This window comes from Labrys sp. E2SS-1L (assembly GCF_057073705.1).
The window spans coordinates 3298356-3316118 of the sequence record NZ_CP172712.1; the positions used below are offsets into that span (position 1 = coordinate 3298356).

Annotated in this window: 9 protein-coding genes and 1 pseudogene; 5 read left to right on the plus strand and 5 right to left on the minus strand. The window is 64.6% G+C overall.

Annotated features, from left to right (window positions below; translation table 11 throughout):
- Positions 1 to 98 precede the first annotated feature (98 nt).
- Positions 99 to 1421, plus strand: coding sequence for a dicarboxylate/amino acid:cation symporter (locus ACIGJE_RS15250; protein WP_311940357.1), 1323 nt, complete (start codon positions 99 to 101; stop codon positions 1419 to 1421).
- Positions 1422 to 1517: 96 nt separating this feature from the next.
- Here ACIGJE_RS15250 and ACIGJE_RS15255 read toward each other — a convergent pair whose 3' ends face one another.
- Positions 1518 to 2576 (minus strand): Ntn hydrolase family protein, encoded by a 1059-nt coding sequence (locus ACIGJE_RS15255; protein WP_311940355.1) that lies wholly within the window; start codon positions 2574 to 2576, stop codon positions 1518 to 1520.
- 482 nt (positions 2577 to 3058) lie between these two features.
- Between ACIGJE_RS15255 and ACIGJE_RS15260 the strand changes: the two are divergent.
- Positions 3059 to 4359: pseudogene (locus tag ACIGJE_RS15260) on the plus strand (OmpP1/FadL family transporter).
- Positions 4360 to 4512: 153 nt separating this feature from the next.
- Here the strand turns inward: ACIGJE_RS15260 and ACIGJE_RS15265 are convergent.
- Both ACIGJE_RS15265 and ACIGJE_RS15270 read right to left on the minus strand, forming a co-directional pair.
- Entirely contained in the window at positions 4513 to 5361 is an 849-nt protein-coding gene (locus ACIGJE_RS15265; RefSeq protein WP_367622531.1) for a fumarylacetoacetate hydrolase family protein, read from the minus strand.
- A 445-nt stretch (positions 5362 to 5806) separates the two neighbouring features.
- Positions 5807 to 6232 carry a DUF2852 domain-containing protein gene (locus ACIGJE_RS15270; RefSeq protein ID WP_367622532.1) on the minus strand — a complete coding sequence of 142 codons (426 nt, stop codon included), beginning with the start codon at positions 6230 to 6232 and terminating at the stop codon, positions 5807 to 5809.
- A gap of 236 nt (positions 6233 to 6468) precedes the next feature.
- Here ACIGJE_RS15270 and ACIGJE_RS15275 point away from each other — a divergent pair, with 236 nt between their 5' ends.
- The 3 genes from ACIGJE_RS15275 to ACIGJE_RS15285 all read left to right on the plus strand — a co-directional run bounded on the left by ACIGJE_RS15275 (position 6469) and on the right by ACIGJE_RS15285 (position 9518).
- Positions 6469 to 7329, plus strand: coding sequence for an undecaprenyl-diphosphate phosphatase (locus ACIGJE_RS15275; protein WP_415086611.1), 861 nt, complete (start codon positions 6469 to 6471; stop codon positions 7327 to 7329).
- 299 nt (positions 7330 to 7628) lie between these two features.
- A complete protein-coding gene (locus tag ACIGJE_RS15280; protein WP_367622534.1) occupies positions 7629 to 8444 on the plus strand; it encodes a UDP-2,3-diacylglucosamine diphosphatase in 816 nt (271 codons plus the stop codon).
- 9 nt (positions 8445 to 8453) lie between these two features.
- Complete coding sequence (locus ACIGJE_RS15285) at positions 8454 to 9518, plus strand: glycosyltransferase family 4 protein (protein ID WP_415086609.1); 1065 nt, start codon at positions 8454 to 8456, stop codon at positions 9516 to 9518.
- A gap of 51 nt (positions 9519 to 9569) precedes the next feature.
- Here ACIGJE_RS15285 and ACIGJE_RS15290 read toward each other — a convergent pair whose 3' ends face one another.
- Both ACIGJE_RS15290 and ACIGJE_RS15295 read right to left on the minus strand, forming a co-directional pair.
- Positions 9570 to 10211 carry a LysE family translocator gene (locus ACIGJE_RS15290; protein ID WP_394309330.1) on the minus strand — a complete coding sequence of 214 codons (642 nt, stop codon included), beginning with the start codon at positions 10209 to 10211 and terminating at the stop codon, positions 9570 to 9572.
- Between the two features lie 194 nt (positions 10212 to 10405).
- On the minus strand, positions 10406 to 17560 hold the full coding sequence (locus ACIGJE_RS15295; RefSeq protein WP_415086605.1) for an apolipoprotein A-IV repeat region-like domain-containing protein: 7155 nt from the start codon (positions 17558 to 17560) through the stop codon (positions 10406 to 10408).
- Positions 17561 to 17763 lie beyond the last annotated feature (203 nt).

The window sequence follows — 17763 nt, forward strand, 5'->3', positions numbered from 1 at the left end:
GGCACGAGACTTGCTGTTCACAGGGGAGCCGCTAGCAGAAAGCGGCGTCGAGGAAACCCATGGGCCAGGCTGCCTGCCAAGGCCCCACGGAGGAACAGATGATCGCCCTCAGCGAGACGCCCAAGGCAGAAGCTCCGCGCAAGCGCCCCTTCTATGCAAACCTCTATTTCCAGGTCCTTGTCGCGATCGCGCTGGGGATTTTGCTCGGTCATTTCTATCCCGATATCGGCAAGTCCCTGAAGCCGCTGGGCGACGCCTTCATCAAGCTGGTGAAGATGGTGATCACCCCGGTGATCGCGCTGACCGTGATCACCGGCATTGCCGGCATGAGCGATCTCAAGAAGCTCGGCCGTGTCGTAGGCAAGGCCTTCATCTACTTCCTGACCTTCTCCACACTGGCCCTGATCATTGGGCTTCTGGTCGGCAATGTCGTGCAGCCGGGCGCAGGACTGAACATCAATCCGGCCACGCTGGATCCCAAGGCAGTGGCCGATTATGCCGCCAAGGCGCATGACCAGACCATCACCGGCTTCCTGATGAACATCATCCCCAACAACCCGATCAGCGCGCTTGCGGGCGGGGACGTGTTGCAGGTGCTGTTCTTCTCGGTGGTGTTCGGTATCGCGCTGGCCCAGATCGGCAGCGCGGCCGAACCGCTGATGATCGTGCTGAACTCGATCTCGCGCGGCATGTTCCGGCTGGTCGCCATCCTGATGAAGGCCGCCCCCATCGGCGCCTTCGGTGCCATGGCCTTCACCATCGGCGCTTATGGCATCGGCTCGGTGGCCAATCTCCTGATGCTGATCGGCACCTTCTACCTGACCTCGCTGCTTTTCGTGCTGGTCGTGTTAGGGGCGGTCGCCTGGTATAACGGCTTCTCGATCCTTGCCTTGATCCGCTATATCAAGGAAGAGCTCTTGCTGGTGCTCGGCACTTCTTCTTCCGAGGCGGCGCTTCCCAGCCTGATGGACAAGATGGAGCGGGCCGGCTGCCGCAAGTCGGTGGTGGGCATCGTCATTCCGACCGGCTATTCCTTCAACCTCGACGGCACCAACATCTACATGACCCTGGCGGCGCTGTTCATCGCGCAGGCCACCGGCATCCAGCTGAGCTGGGGTGACCAGATCCTGCTGCTCCTCGTCGCCATGCTGAGCTCGAAGGGCGCAGCCGGCATCACCGGAGCCGGCTTCATCACCCTGGCGGCGACGCTGGCCGTGGTGCCCGCCGTTCCGGTTGCCGGCATGGCGCTCATTCTCGGCATCGATCGCTTCATGTCCGAATGCCGCGCCCTCACCAATCTGGTCGGCAATGCCGTCGCCACCATCGTGGTAGCTCGCTGGGAGGGCGAACTCGACAAGGCCCAGCTCGCAGCGGCGCTGAGCGGCGACGACGCGCCGCAAACGGTCGCTGCGGCGGCCTGAAGTCCAACGACAGGTAACACCGGAGAGGGGCGGGCCAACGGTCCGCCCCTTCTTCTATGGTGACGCGAGTGCGCGAGTTTCCCGCCAGCGCTGTCGTCAGACCTGCAGCTCAAGGTCGGCAGTGACGGGCATGGCATCGCTGCGGTCCGGGGTTGCCTCATAGCCGCGGACACGCAGGCTGCCCTGGCGGGCGTCGGCCTCGACGGCAAGCCGGGTGATGGCATTGCGCAAGGGGGGCTCCACCCAGGCGAAGGGCGCCATGGCCCGGCCGGCATGGGAGGCGATCGCCAACCGGCGGCTGGGACTGTCGCTTTCGCACAGCATCCCATTGTTCCAGCTCGGCGCATTGGCCCAGTCATTGGCGGCGGCGACCGGGCCGGGCTGCGTGACGAAAGCCTCAGGCCTGCGCTCGATCACGCAGGTCTCGGCAGGCGAGAGGCCCGTCAGCGTGAAGATCGTCTCGGCGGCGATCGGTATACGTTCCATCAGGTCCCGCGCGGTGGCGAAATCGGGAGCCTCCTCGAAGACGCGGCGAAGCAGGTGCATGGCGGGCATCAGCCCGCGCCGCAAGCCGGACAGATCCGGCACGATCGCACCGCTGGCGCTGGCCGCGCCGGCTGGTGCCGGACCCTTGTTGATCGTGGCGGCAAAGCGGCCGGGCGCCAGAGCCGTCAGCACCCCCACCGCACCAGGCCAGGTCACGTTGAGGAATTCTCCTGCAGGGCCGCGCTGGCGGACCACCTCGACGAAGCGGCCGAGACCGTCGAAATCCCAATCGAGCGTCCGCAGCAGCCGGGCACCGCGTCCGTCCGGAGCGGCCGCCGCCAGGGTTGTACAGCCCCACTCATAGGCTGCGTTGATCAGGAAGGCGCCAGGCATCGGCAGGAGCGCGGCGATCGCCTCGATCTCGCCGACATAGGGGGAGGGGCTGGCGAGCAGCCAGGCATGCGCGCCGGCGTCGAGTTCGGCCACCTTGCCATGGGCCTCCGCCGGCATCGAGATCAGGCAGGAGCGCAGCAGCGCCCGCACCGTATCCAGGCGGGCCTGGGCGTGCAGGGCCAGGCCGCTGTCGCGTGCATCGAAGATGGGAATGGGCGGCAACAGGGCTGCAGGGCCTTTCTGCAGGCCGACGCGAGGAAAAGGGATGACGCTCATTGCCGAGCTCCCGCCTGAAGAAGTTCTCGGGAATTATCTAAGCTTTGCGATGTATTGTCATCCAACAAGATGATGATGGAGACGTTTGTGTTTCACTCCTCTTTCATCGAGCCGTCGGAGTGCCCCCGACCCGCGTGGTCGCGAGCAAACGAGCTTTGGGATGGTTTTTCACTCGGTAAAGCATGTTTCTCGCCCCAAGTTGACGTAAAAACCGAGTGTTACAGGAACGCAACAACCCCGCTGAATTGAGACACAGGTGTGACGGAAACACGATGAAACGGCGACCCCGGCCGTTACGAAGCGTCGAATATTCTGGTACGAAGAATCATGAGTTCGAATGAACCGTCCGCAAGCAACACTTACTTGCTTGTGGTCAGACAAAAGCAATAGGCAGCTGAGATTACTCAGCCGGACCTGCCGTAGCGGCGGGTCATGATATGGGGGAACGAATGGCAAGAAACACCCAACTCGCATTCCTGCTGATGGCCGGCGTTTCGCTGGTTGCGAGCCAAGCCTATGCCGGCTCTTTCGCGCTGCGCGAGCAGAGCACAATTGGTCTTGGCCAGGGCTTTGCCGGTGTTGCGGCCGGATCGGGTGGCCTCAGCTCCATGTATTGGAACCCGGCGACGATGACCGCCATTCCTGGCTGGCAGTCCCAGTGGTCTGTGAGCGGCATCTTCCCGCAGGCTGAAATCACGCCGACTTTCGTCGGTTTGCCGGCGCCTTTGTGGCAGGGGACCAGCACCGGCGACATCGCGCAGGACGGCATCCTGGCGGCGGGCTATACGTCTTATCAGGTCAATGACAGGCTCTGGATCGGCCTTGCCACCAACACGCCCTTCGGCTTGGTCACCAAGAATCCCTTCAATTCGCCGGGACAGGTCTATGCCCGCACCTCGAGGGTGATCTCCTTCGATGTTAATCCGACCATCGCCTACAAGGTGACGGATTGGCTCTCGGTCGGCCTCGGCTTTCAGGCCATGTATTTCAAGACCCGCCTGACACAGGCTGCTCCGTTCCCAGGACTTCCGCCGGGCAGCGCAACTCTTCCTGGCGCGCCGACCGCCTCAATCGAGGGCGATAGTTGGGGCTATGGTCTGACTGCCGGTCTCACGATCACGCCGGTCGACGGCACCCAGATTGGCATCGGTTACCGTTCGGCTGTTAAACAGGATCTTGAGGGGACCCTTAGAAATCCGGGCGCTGCGTTGCCGATTTTGCGCCAGATGCGCGTCAAGGCCGATCTGACTTTGCCCGATCAGCTCACCATCGGTATCACACAAAGGGTGACGCCCGAACTCACGCTCTCCGCTGGTTTCGAATGGACGAATTGGAGCCGCTTCGGCGTGATTCCCGTCGTTGCGACGTAGGAGCCGCGGCCGGCCGCGAGGTCACGACCCTGCCATTCAAGTATGATGATGGCTACTATGCCTCGATCGGCGGAGAGTATGCCTGGAGCCCGGAGCTGACACTGCGGGCTGGTCTCGGCTATGAATGGTCGCCGATTTCCGACACCAATCGCGACCTGCGCCTGCCTGACAGCGATCGCATTCATGCCTCGATCGGCTTGGGCTACAAGTTCAACAACAAGCTTTCGGTCGATCTTGCCTATTCGCACCTGTTTGCTTTGAATGGCGATATCAAGCTCGATTCTCGCAATCCCCATTATTCAGGATTGCCCTATTTCGGCAAAGTCGATGCTTCGGTCGACATCGTCTCGGCGGGCCTGACCTATCGCTGGGATGATCCGGGCGAACCCAACCAGCCTGGTATCTTCAAGTAAGACGCTGAATTTCCAATAAAAAAGCCTTCGCGCAGGTTCATGCCGGCGCGAAGGCTTTTTCATGTTGTGCTGTCCAGCCTTGCGACACCTGGCACCCTTCCTCCCGTCGAGCGGGGAAGGGCGCCGGTCATGCCGTCAGGGCTGGCGGACGGCTCAGGCGCTCCAGGCAACCGTGGTCTGGCGCTGGTCGCCGAGCTTCTCGATGCCGAGCGTCATCACATTGCCGGGCTTGAGATAGCGCGGCGGCTTCATGCCCATGCCGACGCCGGGAGGCGTACCGGTGGTGATGACGTCGCCCGGTTCCAGGATCAGGAACTGCGAGATGTAGTGCACGATGTGGGCGACACCGAAGATCATGGTCTTGGTCGAGCCGGTCTGCACGCGCTCGCCGTCGACATCGAGCCACATGGAAAGGTTCTGGACGTCGCCGACTTCGTCGGGGGTAACCAGCCAGGGGCCGAGCGGACCGAAGGTCGGGCAGCCCTTGCCCTTCATCCACTGGCCGGAGCGCTCGATCTGGTAGGCGCGCTCGGAGACGTCGTTGCAGACGGCATAGCCGGCGACGTAGGAGAGGGCGTCCTTCTCCTCGACATAGGAAGCGCGGCTGCCGATGACGATGGCCAGCTCCACTTCCCAATCCGTCTTCTCCGAACCGCGCGGAATGACGACGTCGTCATTGGGGCCGACCACGCAGGACGGTGCCTTGTTGAACAGCACCGGTTCCTGGGGGATCGGCATGTTGCTCTCGGCGGCGTGGTCGGCATAATTGAGGCCGACCGCGATGAAGTTGCCGGGCTGGGCGACGCAGGAGCCCAGGCGCGGATTGCCGGTCACTTCCGGCAGCGAGGCTGGCGCGAGGGCGGCGATCCGGGCCAAAGACTGCGGCGAGAGGGCGTCGCCCTTCCAATCGGCGACATGGGCCGACAAGTCCCTGATCTTGCCATCCGCATCGATCAAACCGGGCTTTTCAGAGCCCGGCACGCCAAACCGTACCAGCTTCATTGTGGGGTCCTTTAGACGAAAGTTGCAGCCCTTCGGCTGTCGTTGAAATTATCGATCCTGAAAGCCGGTCCTCGCGAGGCAAATGCCATCAGCCGGCCGGTGCGGACCATGCCCGATCGGGGGGGCGGTCGCAAGCACTGTGTGGGATGCCACACCAATATTTGTCAGATGAATGGTTGGAATCATGTCGAGAAGAGGGAAGACACCCCTCAATCTGCGGGCAAAATGTGGTGGAAGCGCGCTTTGCGCAAAAAGAACGGATAGTCCTTCGCGGGTTTCGCGAAGGTTGCGCCCAAGCCTGTCGTCCCCAAGCCCCGCACATGACAAAGCCCGCACAGCCGGGCTGTGCGGGCCTCGTGATCGGTTTGGAAACATTGGTGGCCTGAGCAAGGTGCGACCCGCTCGGTCTACATCGCTCCCGCCCAAACGCACCTTGCTCTCGGGATCAGGCGGAGTGTCCCTCGCCACCATTGCGAGCGGCATTGCGCTCGGCCATGAAGCGATCGAACTCTTCCTTGTCGCGGGCACGACGCAGATTGGTGACGAATTCGGCGAAGGCGCGGCCTTCTTCCTCGAGGCGCCGGCGTTCCTCTTCCAGGCGGCGCAGCGTCTCGCGGCGATAGTCGTCGAAAGCGGCATTGCCGGTGGCCGACCAGCCATGGCCGGCATAGCTGCGCTGATCACGCGAGAAGCCGGCGAATTCCGCCTTGGCCCGCTCGAAGCCTTCACGCACCTTTTCCCGGGGAAAGCGGTCGCCCCAGATGAAATAGGCCAGCGCCGCCAGGCCAAGCGGCCACCAGATCAGAAAGCCGGCGATGACCGCCACGACATGAAGCGGATGCCAGCGGCCACGCGTAGAACAAGAGGTCATTATCCTCTCCCATGTTGCAACCCAGCACCCGAGCAATTGGGGGTGGCTGGGGGCAGCTTCAAGGGTACAAGCCGAAGTTGTGTCCGATTTAATCTTGCCGCTCGCCGCAGCGGCAACACGCCGTCACATGAAGCGCACCGCAATTTCATCGGCGACGCTGGCCTGCCGTAAAGTTGCCGCGATCGAAAGTTTTGTGGGTGCGCGTGCTGGGTCGGGCGCAATCCTTGAGGTGTGGAATGAGTGGCGCTTGCACCGACGGCGTCGACACCGGCTTTATGACTTTGGGGGTGGCAAAGGTCGCTTTCCTCGGCGTGGTCCAGGGGATCACCGAGTTGATGCCGATCTCCTCCACGGCCCATATGCGATTGGTGCCGGCCCTGCTCGGCTGGCAGGACCCCGGCTCGGCCTTCTCCGCGGCTATGCAGCTTGCGGCCCTGTGCGCGGTGGTCTGCTATTTCTGGACGGATATCCGCTCGATCACCCTTGGGTCGCTGGCGGCCGTACGCACGGGGGATTGGATGTCCCCGAAATTTCGCCTGGCGGTCGGCGTGGTGCTGGGTACGGTGCCGATCGTGCTGGCCGGCCTGCTGCTCGCGCCAACGCTCAATCGTTGCCACAGTCCCCTGCGGGCCCTGCCTGTGATCGGCCTTGCCTGCCTTGTCATGGGCGGCCTGCTCGCTGCTGCCGAACTCCTGGCTCGCCATCGGCGCCGGGTCGAGGACATGCGATTGCGCGATGCCCTGATCGTCGGGCTCGCTCAGGTGGGCGCCCTGATCCCCGGCGTGTCGCGGTCCGGCTCGACCCTGACGGCGTCGCTGTTCTGCGGTTTCTCGCGCGAGGAGGCGGCACGCTTTTCCTTCCTTCTGGGCATTCCCGCGATTGCCCTGGCCGGCCTGCACGAAATCGCCACGCTTCTGCGTGCCCATCTCTCCGTTGAAGGCTGGCTGATCCTCCTGGTGGGCCTGGTGGTCGGGGCGATTTCCTCTTTTGCCGCCCTTTGGGGACTGATGCGCATCCTCGAGCGCTTTTCGACCTGGCCCTTCATCATCTACCGCATTGTGCTTGGTGCCATCGTGCTCTGGGTTGCCTATCACTAGAGCGAAAGGCCCTCATGAGTGAATGCCTGTTTGCTGGAAGTCTTTGTTTCGGCGTGTCTTTGCAAATCGAGCTGTTTTCGTCTCGGCTCAAGACGCCATCAGAGAAAAAGCGGGCGAATGGGCAGCGATCCCCCTCGGACATGTCGCCTGTCATAAAACCATGAACTGAATCGTGTTTGTGACAATCAGGATGCGTCGTCGATTTCGCTGATGTCTGCAGCAAAGCGCATCAAAGCAAGCGCCGCGTTCTCATGCTTCGTTTCGACGACAGGTTTTTTGGGCCAGGCGAGGATGGTGCCATGAACAGCGACAGCGAAGGCACGCGCTACCGAGCGCTCTTTATCTCGGATGTGCATCTGGGGACGCGTGGCTGCCAGGCCGGCATGCTGCTGGACTTCCTGCGCGCCTATGACGCCGAGACGATCTACCTCGTCGGCGACATCGTCGATGCCTGGCAGTTGAAAAGCGGCTGGTACTGGCCGCAGGCCCACAACGACGTGGTGCAGAAGCTGCTGCGCAAGGCCCGCAAGGGCGCGCGCATGGTCTATATTCCGGGCAATCACGACGAGTTCCTGCGCGATTTCCCCGGACATCACTTCGGGGGCATCGAGGTCATCGAGCAGACCGTGCATGTCGCAGCGGATGGCAAGCGCTACCTGGTAATGCATGGCGATGCCTTCGACGTGGTGGTGCGCCACGCCAAGTGGCTGGCCCTGCTCGGCGACTGGGCCTATGTCACGGCCCTGGGTGTGAATACCTGGCTGAACGCCATTCGCCGGCGCCTCGGCATGTCCTACTGGTCGCTGTCCGCCTGGGCCAAGCTCAAGGTGAAGAACGCCGTCAGCTTCATCGGCCATTTCGAGGAAACCCTGGCCAAGGAAGCCAAGCGTTTGAATTGCGACGGGGTCATCTGCGGCCACATCCACCACGCCACGCTGCGCGACCTCGATGGCGTCACCTACATCAATTCCGGCGACTGGGTCGAAAGCTGCACCGCGATCGTCGAGCATTTCGACGGCCGTTTCGAACTGGTGCGCTGGAGCGAACTGGTCCGGCAGGCCGACAAGCCTCCGGCCCTCCAGGACGAGACGCTGGTTCCTCAGCGCGCCGCCTGAGCCGGTCCCATGAAGATCCTGATCGCCACCGATGCCTGGCGCCCGCAGGTGAACGGCGTCGTCCGGTCCCTGGAGCAGACGGCTGCGGCTGCATCGCGACAGGGCGTCGAAATCGACTTCCTGGCGCCGGATCGCTTCTGGTCGGTGCCGATGCCATCCTATCCGGAAATCCGCCTTGCCATGCCGCCGCTCGGTGCTATCGAGCGGCATATCGAGGCCGAGAAGCCGGATTATGTCCATATCGCCACCGAAGGGCCGATCGGCCTGCTGACCCGCCGGGCCTGCTTGAAGAAGGGACGCCCTTTCACCACCAGCTATCACACGCGCTTTCCCGAATATCTCGCCGCGCGCGTTCCGGTACCGCTCGACTGGAGCTATCGCTGGATCCGGCGTTTCCACAATGCCGGGGCAGGGACGATGGTCTCTACGCCGGCCCTCGAGCGTGAACTGGCGGCCCGCGGCTTCAAGCGGCTGATGCGCTGGTCTCGCGGGGTCGATGCCGAACTGTACCAGCCAAGACCGGTGCGCATCTTCGACCTGCCGGGACCGATCTTCCTCTATGTCGGCCGGGTTGCGGTCGAGAAGAACATCGAGGCCTTCCTCGATCTCGACCTGCCCGGCTCGAAAGTGGTGGTTGGCGGTGGGCCGGCCCTGGAGATGCTGCGCTTGCGCTATCCGGCCGTCCATTTTGCCGGCATGCTGGAGGGAGAGGACCTGGCGAGGGCCTATGCCTCGGCGGATGTCTTCGTCTTCCCGAGCCTGACCGATACATTCGGCATCGTCCTGCTCGAAGCGATGGCCAGCGGCCTGCCGGTGGCAGCCTTTCCGGTGACGGGGCCGATCGACGTGATCAGCTCCGGCAGGACCGGCATCCTCGACAACGACCTTGCCGTCGCGGCGCGCGCCTGCCTCGACCTCAAACCCGCGGACGCCCGGGCGGAGGCCTTGAAATATTCCTGGGACGCCTGCGCCCACCAGTTCGTCGCCAATGTGGTGGATGCCTGCAGCCGGGCAAAGACCACGCCTGCGCCAGCCAGTGCGGTCAAGCAGGGCCGTGCCAGCCTGCCGGTTTGACTATCAAGGTTGGAGCCCGGCGCGCGGCCTATGACCAGGCGATGTCCGGACTCACATCCGCGACAGCAGCAGGCGGATACCGGCCAGGCCGAAGAACAATGCCAGCGTGGCTTCGATCCAGCGCCGCGCCTTCTGATAGAGGCGAACCATGGGGCGGGCGGAAAAGACCAGGGCGTAACCGCCGAAGGTCGTCAGTCCGATCATGGCGCAGCCGACGATGATGGCCAGGGCCGTATAGCCGGGAGCGTCCGATTTCAGGCCGAGCGACATGATGGCGATCCAGGCCAGGATCGACTTCGGATTGGTCAGATGCAGCATCAGGCCACGCCAGTAGAGCCGGCGGTAGTCGATCGGACCCCGTTCTTGCCTGGTTTCGTCCTGGCCGGCCTTGAAGGCCGAACGCGCCGATTTGACGGCCAGATAGAGGAGATAGAGCCCACCGCCGATCTTGATGGCGGTGATGGCGTTGGCATAGGCAGCCAGCAAGGTGGAAACCCCGGTGGCCGCCAGCATTGCCCAGATCATCGAGCCCGTCATGATGCCGGAAGCCAGTACCAGCGCCGGCAGGCGCCCCTGTCCCATGGCCACGCCCATGATGGCCATGTTGCTCGGGCCGGGGCTGGCGACGGCGACGGTGTAGAGCGCATAGACCGCCAGCAAGGCATGGAACTGATGGAGCAGGGCGTCACCCATCGCAAACGTCTCACTGCAAGCCGGGCGTCGGCATGTTGGCTGAGGATTGACGGACAATAGCGGCGCCTAGCTTCAGCGCAAGCCCGGCTTCGGCATGGCAGCCATCCTGCCGACACAACGAAAAAAGGCCCCGGGATTTCGGGGCCTTTTCCATGCTCAACCAGGCAGTTGAGAAAGGTCGTTTCCAGCCGGGCTCAGGTGAGCTTGCCGGCTGCGTGCGCCAGGATCGTATAGACCTTGCCGGAATCGGCGGTGAGATAGGTCCGGGCCATGTTGCCGCTGCGATCCTCGCGGTCCACTTCGGTGATGAGCTGTTCGAACTCCTGGACGTAGCGGTCCACCGTCGCCTGGAAGTCCGCGTCGCGCCGATAGCGCCGGCGGATTTCCTCGAAGGCCTGCTGGCCCTGCAGCGTGTAGAGCCGGCGCGAGAAGGCGTTGCGCTCGCCACGACGGTAACGGTCCCAAACCTCGGCGACGGCGTCATGCTCGACCATCTTGGCGATGTCGACCGACAAAGTATCGAGGGAGGAGGCCATCACGGCGGGCGTGTTGGCCTGGGGAGCCGGTTCGGGCTCTTCGCGCGAGGCGCGGGCCAGCACTTCCGAGAGCCAGCCGGTACCGCGACGTTCCCCTCGCGAGGCGGGTGCTGCCACAGCGGTGCTGCGGGCCGGAGCGGCGGGCTTCAGTTCGGGCACCGGAGGCAGCGTGCCGGCGCGCGGCATTTCCGCCCGGCGGGCAGGGGCGTCGGCCGTCACGTCGGCGCGCTCGCGCAGCCGGAGCGGGGCAGGGATCGGCCGGTCGGTCGGCTCGGCGATATCGAGCGAGCGGCTGGAGCGGCTGACGATATCGGCGAGGTCGTTGAGGGCCTGGATCTGCTCGGCCACGACACGGCGCATGGTCGCGGTGGAGTCCGAGGTTTCCTTCGGGATCTCCAGGAGGCCGCGCTTGAGCTCGGAGCGGGTGGCTTCCAGCTCCTGCTTCACGGTCTGGGTCATGCCGCGCATCTCTTGGGCCACTTCGGCGAAACGCTCGGTGGCGCTGCCGAACAGGCCGGAGATTTCCTGCACTGCCTGCTCATAGGTCGATTTGAGGGCCGTGGAGGTGCGGTCGCGCTCCTTGCCGGTGGTGGCGCGGATGAGCTCGAACTGGTCGGCGATGGCCTGGGCCGTGGTGTTGGCGTTGTCGGCGAGCAGGCCGCTGGTCTGGCGCGCCTTGCTTTCGGCATTGGCGAGCTTTTCCTCGATCACCTCGGCGAAGGACTTCATCATCGCTTCCATCGCCTCGACCTTGCCGCCAACGGTGGAGACCAGGGCCTCCAGGGTGGCGCGGCGTTCATCGAGGGCATGGTCGACACGGGCCTGCGTATCGCTGAGGACCGCGGCGGCGCTGCTGAGGTGGCCGCTCTGCTCCTCCAGGCGATTGGCCATGGTGCCGACATCGCTGATGACGTGGGCAGCAAGGTCGCGCAACGTCGAGACCTGGTCGCCGACGCGATCGGTCGCGCCGCTGGTCTGGTCCGCCAGGCTCAGCATGGTCGACTGGAAGTCGCGCAGGCGGCCGGCCAGGCCACCCTCGATGGCATCGAGGGCCTTGGTGGAGTTGTCGAGCGATTCCTGCAGGGCGGTGTTGGTGCCGGCAACCCGATCCAGCAGCGCGGTGATTTCCTCGCGCAGGCGAGCCTGCAGCGAACCGAGATCGCCGATCGCCTGGCTGGCCTTGGTCTCGATGGACGAGGAGAGGGCCTGCGACGAAGCCTCCAGCGCCTGGCTGAGTTCGAAACGCTTGGTCGAGAGAGCCTCGACCAGGTTGCCACCCTTCTGGCCGATCAACTCGGCGAGCTGGCCGGCGCGCTCGTCGAGCGCCTTGGCCACCGTCTCGGCGATGTCGCCGAGCTCGCTCGACATGCTGGTGCTGCGGGTCGACAGGGCGTCGACCAGGAACCGGCTGCGTTCGTCGAGAGTCTTGGCCATCGCCTCGGCGATATCGCCGAGTTCGCCGGACATGCTGGTGCTGCGCGTGGACAGCGTCTCCGCCAGGAACTGGCCGCGCTCGTCGAGAATCCGGGCGATCTCGCCGGAGCGGGCGCCCAGGAGGCTGGCGAGGGCGCTGGTCTTGTCGCGCAACTGCGTGCTGACATCGCCCGAGATCTGGTTCAGCGTGTCGATCAACTGCTGACCGCGTTCGCTGAGCAGGCCGGCCATGGCGTTGGCGCGGGTGTCGAGCAGGGCATTGATCTCCTCTGCACGCTCGCCGAGCTTGACGCTGACGTCGCCGGACAGGCGGCTCAGGGTGGCATCGACCGAAGCGACGCTCTGCAGGAGGTCGACCGAGACGTTCTGCACCTTCTCGCTGAGGGTGTCGGCAATATGCAGGCCGCGCGAGTCGAGCGAGTCCGAAAGATCGGCAAGGCGGCCGAGAACGTCCTGCTCGAAGCGGGTGATCCGCGAGTCGAGCGTGTGCGCGATGTCGTCGGCACGCGTGCTGAGGGCGCGATCGATTTCGCCGACCTTGCTGGACAGCGCGTCCGCAATGGCCGTGGTCTTGCTGTCGAACTGCGCTGCGATTTCGGCCGCCTTGACCGTCAGGTCGTTGCTCATCAGCGAGGAGCGGCTGTCGAGATGCGAGGTCAGGTCCTCGGCGCGGGCGCCGAGCGTTTCGGTCAGGTCGGCACCCTTGTTGCCGAGCGCCACGACGATGTCGTCGGCGCGGCGCGACAGGGTCTCGGTGAGCGCCGCGCTGCGGCCGTCGATGAGCGAGGTGATCTCGCGGGCCCGCCCGTCGAGCAGGGTGCCGATCGCCTGGGTACGCTCGTCGATGAGGGTGCTGATCTGCGTGGCGCGGCCGCCCAGCAATTCGTCGATGGCACTGCTGCGGCCATCCAGGAGGTCGCTGATCTGGGAAGCGCGGTTGTCGAGCACGCTGCCGATGGCAGCGGCGCGGCCGTCGAGCAGGTCGCTGGCCTCGCGGGCCTTGGCTTCCAGCGTGGCGCCGACTTCCTTGCCGCCTTCGCCGAGGAGCTTGGCGAGTTCGAGCGTGCGGGTCGCCAGGGTCTCGTTGAGCAAGCGGGCGCGGCTGTCCAGGCCCTGATCGATCCGGGCGAGGCGGCCCTCGATGGCCTGGGCGACGTCGCTCGCCTTGGTGGTCAGGCGGTCATCGAGATCCGACAACTGTCCGTCCAGTGCCGCCAGCTTTTCTTCCAGCGTCTGGGCAACGGAGGCCGTGTGGGTCCCGAAACGGGCATCGAAGGCTTCGAGCTTGCCGCCCAGCAGTTCGGCTGCCTGGGCGGTGTGACCCTGCACCTGGTCGGTGAGGCGGGTACCGTGCAGGCGGATTGAGCTCTCGAAGCCGAGCAGCTTCTGGGCGAGGTCGTCGCTGAGGGCCCGGGAATCGTCGCCGATGCGGGCGGCAAGGGCCTGGCCGCGGTTGCTGACGATGTCGTCGAGCTCGGAGATCTGGCGCCCCAGCGACTGGTTCACCTCGCCGATACGCTGGCTCATGCCATCCTCGAAGGCCTTGAGCTGATTGTCCAGCGTGGCGTGGATGGTGGTCGCGTTCGACTGGAACTTGGTCTCGAAGGCGTTGAGCTTATCGGCAATCGCGCCATGGATGACGTCGGTATTGGCCGCGACCTGCGCCTGCAGCGTAACCAGACGTTCGTCGAGTGCGTCCTGCAAGACGGAGGAGTTGTTGAGGAAATGCGTCTCGAAGGCGCCGAAGCGCTGGTCGAGCGAGGAGCGCACCAGAGCGGTGTTGCTGGCGAAGCGCATCTCGAAGGCGGCCAGGCTGTCGTCGAGCGCGGCCTGGGTGTTCTGCACATCTCCGTTGAAGCGGCTCTGGAAATCGCCGAGACGGGCGGCGAGATCGGCCTGGTTGGCTTGCAGCGTGTCGCTGAAGCTGGCCTGGAAGTCGCTGATGCGGTTCTCGAAATTCGAGGCGGCCGTCGAGGCCATCAGCTGGAAGCGGCGCTCGAAATCATTGAGGCGGGTATCGAGCAGGGTATGGGCGTCATTGGCGCTGCCGGCGAAATACTGCTCGAACTGGTTGAGGCGCGTGTCGATCCGGCCATGCGCATCCTCGGCACTGGCACCGAAGCGCTGTTCAAATTCGCCCAGGCGCTGGTCGAGAGCCGATTGAGCGCCGTTGGCACTGGAGCCGAAGCGCAGTTCGAACTCGCCCAGGCGCTTGTCGACCGAGGCCTGAACCTGGTCCGCGCTGGCGCCGAAGCGTTGCTCGAAATCGCTGATGCGCTGCTCGATCGCGGCCTGGGCCTGATCGGCGCTGGCGCCGAAGCGTTGTTCGAAACCACCCAGCTCGCGGCTGAGCGTGGTCTGGATGTCGCGGGCGTTGGAACCGAAACGCTTCTCGAACTCGCCCAGATGCTGGTTGAGCGTGGTCTCGATCCCCTGAGCACCGGAGCCGAAGCGCTGTTCGAACTCGCTCATGCGCTGGGCGAGGGCGGTCTGGATGTCGCCCGCTCCCGACATGAAGCGCTGTTCGAATTCGCTCATGCGGTCGGCGAGGGCAGTCTGGATGCCGCCCGCTCCCGACATGAAGCGGTGCTCGAACTCGCCGAGGCGCTGCGAAAGGGCGGTCTGGATGTCGCCGGCGCCCGACATGAAGCGCTGCTCGAAGTCACCCAGACGCTGGCTGAGGGCGGCGTGGATGTCATCGGCACCCGCACCGAAGCGCTGTTCGAAGTCGCCCAGACGCTGATTGAGCGTGGTGTGAATATCCTCAGCACCGGCGCTGAAGCGCTGCTCGAACTCGCCGAGGCGCTGGCTGAGCGAGGCATGGATGCTGTCGGCGCCCGAGCCGAAGCGCTTCTCGAAGTCGCCCAGACGCTGATTGAGCGTGGTGTGGATAGTCTCGGCGCCGGCGCCGAAACGCTCTTCGAATTCGCCGAGGCGCTGGCTGAGCGAAGCATGGATGCTGTCGGCGCCCGAGCCGAAGCGCTTCTCGAAGTCGCCGAGGCGCTGGCTGAGCGAGGCGTGGATATCCTCGGCATTGGTGCCGAAGCGCTGCTCGAAGTCACCGAGGCGCTGGCTGAGAGCACCATGCGCCTGCTCGGCATTGGCGTTGAAACGCTGCTCGAAGCCCTTGAGCGTATCGTCGAGGCCCGAACGGTTGTTCTGGATATTGGTGGCGAAGCGCACCTCGAATTCGCCCAGGCGCCGGTCGAGATCGGCATGGGCGAGGGTGGAGAGCGACTTGAAGCGATGCTCGAATTCGGACATGCGGGTGTCGAGCCCGGCATGGATGGTGCCGGCGCTTTCGGCAAAGCGCGTATCGAAGCCCTTGAGCGTGTCGTCCAGGGCCGAATGCACTTTCTGGGCATGGTCGAGGCTGCGGGATTCCAGGCCCGACAGGCGCTCGTCGAGACGCGTATGCAGATTGTCCGCGATCTCCTGGCTGCGCTTCTCGTGGCTGTCCAGCCGTTCGGCGAGGGCCTTGCCGAAGGCATTGGTCTGGGTTTCGACGGTGTTCTCGAGCCGCGACACGCCGAAATTGATCTGCGAGACGGCGGCAGCGCTGCGCTCGCCGATGACGCGGGTCAGCGTGTCGCCACCAATGGCGAGAATGCCGGAAGCGTCGCGGGCGGCCGTGTTGATACGGGCTGAAAGCTGTGTGCCTTCCTCTTCCAGCACGGCCTGCAGGCGCTGTGCCGATGCCGTGACAGCAGACTCGGCTTCGGTGCTGCGCTTTTCGATGTTGGCCACGATGGTCTGGCCGGTCGCTGCCAGCCTGCGATCGATGTCGCCGCCGCCGACCACGATGGATTCGTGAATGCGCTCGCCGGTCTGGGTGAGGCGATCGGCAAGGTCGCCGCCGCGGGTGGTGATGATCTCTGCGATCTGGGTGGCCGTGCTCTCGAGCTTGCCGGCGACGTCCATGCCGCGGTTCTGCAAGTCGCCGAGAATGGCATCGCCCGTCGAGCGCAGCGTGCTGTTAACGTCGGCCACGGAGCCGATGATCTGCTCGACCATCTTGGCGCCGGTATCGCGAATGGAGCTGACCACCACGTCGGTGCCCTCGGCGAAGGCATTGGTCAGGCCCGAACCGGTGCGCACCAGCGTGTCGTTGACCGCGGTGCCGCGTTCGACGATGTCGTCGACGATGCGCTGGCTGCTGGTGGTCAGGGTCTCGTTGAGCTCGAGGGCGCGCGAGGACAGCGTGTTGCTGATCTCGTTGGCGCGGGTCGCGAAGTTCTCGTTGACCTGGTTGGAGGTCGAGGTCAGGTGTTCGGTGATCTCGGAGACGCGACGGTTGAGCTGCTCGGTCACCTGCTCGGACGAGCTCGACAGCGATTTGTTGACGTCTTGGGCCGTCGTCGTCATGCGGTCGATCAGCGAATTGCCACGATCGGCCATGGCGCCGACCATGTGGTCGCCGACCTTGGCGAGTTCCGATGTGAGCTGGCTGCCGCGCTCGCCGAAGGAGCGCATCACCTGCAGGCCGGCTTCGGAGACTTCCGAGGAAATGCGGCCGGCGACGGAGCCGAGCGCCAGGGTCAGGTCGTCATGAGCGACCACGATGGCCGAGCGTACGCGGTCGGCATTGCCGACGATGGCTTCGCGCTGGGTCGAAAGATCGTCCACCAACGAGCGGATGCGCTGCTCGCTCTCCGTATAGGAGCGCTCGAGCATCGAAACCTCGTTATGCACCATGATCTCGAGTTCGCTGGCGCGGGCGAGGGCGCGGTCGATGCCGTCGCCCATGGCGGCGACTTCCCGGCGGATGGCCTGGCCGACGGAGGTGACAGCCTCGGCCGCGGCTCCTTCAGGCTCCGCCAGACGCAGGGCGACCTGCGTCATCGAACGGGTGACGAAGCGCATTTCCTGAGAGCGCCAGATCAGGCCGGCCACGGCAAAGAAGAAGAAGGGCGGCAGCACCACGGCGAGAATGCCGAGCGCCAGGCCCGGATTGGCCTGGTAGGTCGAAGCCTGGAACAGGTTGGCGAGGTTGAGGTTGCCGAGGATGCTGAGAAGCAGGGCGCCGCCGGCGAGCCAGACGACGGAAAGGGCGAGGGCGGTCCAATAGGGCGTGCGCGAGGGGCGGCGCTGGAGGGCCTGCAGCAATTGGCCAACGCTGGCGCGATCGTCATTGGCGGGCGAGCGGGGTTCACGGGCGAGCGGGCGGTCGGCAGCAGGCTTGTCTTCGACGCGAGGTGCGGCGGCCGGTGGTTCCTGTGGCTCGGGTTCCACTTCGAAGTTGAAGCCCTCGTCGGCCTTGGGCAGCTGCGCGGGCTCCTTGTCAGGCGTCTGTGAAGCAGCCGTGCTCAGATTGAGTGCTTCCTCGATCGCAGACAGGGCGGCATCCGCCGGATCCTGCATCTTCGACTTGTTCGCCATAATCTGCCTCACGCTACTCAATTCAACGCCGCCCGCCTGGGATCCGGACGACCCCAGGCTGAAATCGCTGCACCTGTTTCGGCCCCCATCCCAGGCGAAATGGGGTTCGCATCGGTCCGCCTATGCGAAGGACAATGCTGCCAGCTTGAAATCCTATCCTGCACGGCTGGGAATGGAAACCGCTTCGGCACGCTTTCCAGCAG

Excerpts from the sequence above, each read along its gene's own strand:
- ACIGJE_RS15250 (WP_311940357.1), top strand. The coding sequence starts at position 99 with ATGATCGCCCTCAGCGAGACGCCCAAGGCAGAAGCTCCGCGCAAGCGC.
- ACIGJE_RS15255 (WP_311940355.1), bottom strand. The coding sequence starts at position 2,576 with ATGAGCGTCATCCCTTTTCCTCGCGTCGGCCTGCAGAAAGGCCCTGCA.
- ACIGJE_RS15265 (WP_367622531.1), bottom strand. The coding sequence starts at position 5,361 with ATGAAGCTGGTACGGTTTGGCGTGCCGGGCTCTGAAAAGCCCGGTTTG.
- ACIGJE_RS15270 (WP_367622532.1), bottom strand. The coding sequence starts at position 6,232 with ATGACCTCTTGTTCTACGCGTGGCCGCTGGCATCCGCTTCATGTCGTG.
- ACIGJE_RS15275 (WP_415086611.1), top strand. The coding sequence starts at position 6,469 with ATGAGTGGCGCTTGCACCGACGGCGTCGACACCGGCTTTATGACTTTG.
- ACIGJE_RS15280 (WP_367622534.1), top strand. The coding sequence starts at position 7,629 with ATGAACAGCGACAGCGAAGGCACGCGCTACCGAGCGCTCTTTATCTCG.
- ACIGJE_RS15285 (WP_415086609.1), top strand. The coding sequence starts at position 8,454 with ATGAAGATCCTGATCGCCACCGATGCCTGGCGCCCGCAGGTGAACGGC.
- ACIGJE_RS15290 (WP_394309330.1), bottom strand. The coding sequence starts at position 10,211 with ATGGGTGACGCCCTGCTCCATCAGTTCCATGCCTTGCTGGCGGTCTAT.
- ACIGJE_RS15295 (WP_415086605.1), bottom strand. The coding sequence starts at position 17,560 with ATGGCGAACAAGTCGAAGATGCAGGATCCGGCGGATGCCGCCCTGTCT.